Source organism: Pseudomonas sp. SDO5532_S415, from assembly GCF_054071155.1.
In genome coordinates this window covers 1-1,983 of the sequence record NZ_JBSVWS010000339.1, presented here as the reverse complement: position 1 = coordinate 1,983, position 1,983 = coordinate 1, and the positions used below count along the sequence as shown (strand labels likewise).

General features: G+C 57.2%; 3 protein-coding genes. 2 read left to right on the top strand and 1 reads right to left on the bottom strand.

The window, feature by feature from the left end; all coding sequences use genetic code 11:
• Nucleotides 1–66: 66 nt before the first annotated feature.
• The gene (azu, locus tag ACW9HW_RS29930) at nt 67–513 is read right to left on the bottom strand and encodes an azurin (protein WP_095192113.1); all 447 of its coding nucleotides are present in this window, start codon (nt 511–513) and stop codon (nt 67–69) included.
• A 344-nt stretch (nt 514–857) separates the two neighbouring features.
• Here azu and ACW9HW_RS29925 point away from each other — a divergent pair, with 344 nt between their 5' ends.
• Entirely contained in the window at nt 858–1,445 is a 588-nt protein-coding gene (locus tag ACW9HW_RS29925) for an LOG family protein (RefSeq protein ID WP_095192114.1), read from the top strand.
• Nucleotides 1,446–1,513: 68 nt separating this feature from the next.
• Entirely contained in the window at nt 1,514–1,693 is a 180-nt protein-coding gene (locus tag ACW9HW_RS29920; RefSeq protein WP_095192115.1) for a hypothetical protein, read from the top strand.
• Nucleotides 1,694–1,983: the final 290 nt, after the last annotated feature.

The following is a 1,983-nucleotide window of genomic DNA, read 5'->3' as shown; positions in this document are numbered from 1 at the left end:
ACATTGACGGTGCTAAACCTGTGGGAGCGAGCCTGCTCGCGAAGAACGATAACGCGGTGTGTCGACTTACTTCAGGGTCACAGTCCCCTTCATCATCGAAATGTGGCCCGGGAACGAGCAGAAGAAACCATATTTCTCATTGGCATCGAGCTTGGACACGTCGAAGGTCACCGAATCGGTTTCCTTGGCGCCGATGATCTTGGTATGAGCGATAACGCGGGCATCGCCTTCTTTCAGATAGCTCTTGTCGATACCGGCGCTCAGGCCGTCGGTGGCGATCGGCTGCATGTCAGCTTCTTTGCTCAGCACCCAGTTATGACCCATGACGTTTTTCGGCAAGCTGCCGGAGTGGGTCAGTTCCACGGTGAATGTCTTGCAGCTCTTGTCGATTTCAATGGCCTTGGTGTTGAAGGACATTTGGTCTGTGGAGTCAACGGTGACTTTGCACTCCGCAGCCATCAATTGGCTGCTGGCCAGCGTCAACAGGGATACCGCAACAAGTTTGGCAAACATGGTGAATCTCCAAGGCAGGGTTATTGGAAAATGCGAATGAACAGAAGACTGCCTGAAAACTTCGCAAGTTCATATGACCTGAATCAAAAATTGTATACAACTTTTGGGCTATGGCACCGATCGAGACAATCTACCAGCCAGGCGTCTGGCCCGGGCTTATGATCAAGCCATCATCACTGACCGGAGCGTCCGACATGTCCCTCAATAGCCTGTTGTGCAGCTTGCTCGCCGCCTACGCCTGTGGCGCCAGCGGTACTTACGAAACGCCCAAGCGGGAAGTTTAGCCCTTGGTGCGCTGCGCGCCTGCCTTTACTCTGTGGCACTGTTCGACCATGGAGTAAGGCATGTCTTTAGCATCCGTATGTGTATTTTGTGGTGCCAGCACCGGCACCAACCCGGCTTATCGTGAAGCCGCTGTGGCGCTCGGCCAGGCATTGGCCGAACGCAAGCTGACCCTGGTCTATGGCGGCGGTGCCGTGGGCCTGATGGGCATCGTGGCCGACGCCGCGCTGGCGGCCGGTGGCGAAGTGATCGGCATCATCCCGCAAAGCCTCAAGGACAAGGAAATCGGCCACAGCGGCCTGACCCGCCTGGAAGTGGTCGACGGCATGCATGCGCGCAAGGCGCGGATGGCTGAACTCAGCGACGCCTTTATCGCCCTGCCCGGCGGCCTGGGCACACTGGAAGAATTGTTCGAAGTCTGGACCTGGGGCCAATTGGGCTACCACGGCAAACCGCTGGGGTTGCTGGAAGTGAACGGTTTCTACAGCAAACTCACCGGTTTTCTCGATCACATCGTCGGCGAAGGCTTCGTTCGCGGGGCGCACCGTGACATGCTGCAGGTGAGCGAATCGCCACAGACGCTGCTCGATGCCCTCGATAGCTGGCAACCGACCGTACCGCCCAAGTGGGTCGAGCAAAAACCCGACTAACGACTCGGCACCGATACAGGGCAGAATACGCGCCGCTCAACCTCACCTTCGACCCCAGAGGATCGCCCATGGCTAAACCCAATTATTCCTTCGCCAAACGTCAGCGTGACTTGGCCAAGGAGCAGAAGAAAGAGGAAAAGCTTCAGCGCAAGAAAGCGATGGCTGAAGACGCGACACTGAACCCTGACGGTGACGTCGCGACAGAAGATGATGTTGAAGCACCGAAAGACCAGGCGCCCGACGCCTGAGACCCTCCGGGCCGGATGAATACATCAGGCCCACCGGATCTGTGTCCAGGGTTGGCAGTCTTGCTGCCGGCCCTCACAGGTCAATCTGAAATACCCAATCCCTGAACACTCCACCCCCCCCTGTGGGAGCGAGCCTGCTCGCGAAAGCAGTGTGTCATTCAGCATCGATTTCGCCTGACACTACGCCTTCGCGAGCAGGCTCGCTCCCACAATGGTTCAGTGCTAATTCAATGGCATCTGTGTCCAGGGTTGGCAGTCTTGCTGCCGGCCCTCACAGGTCAATCTGAAAT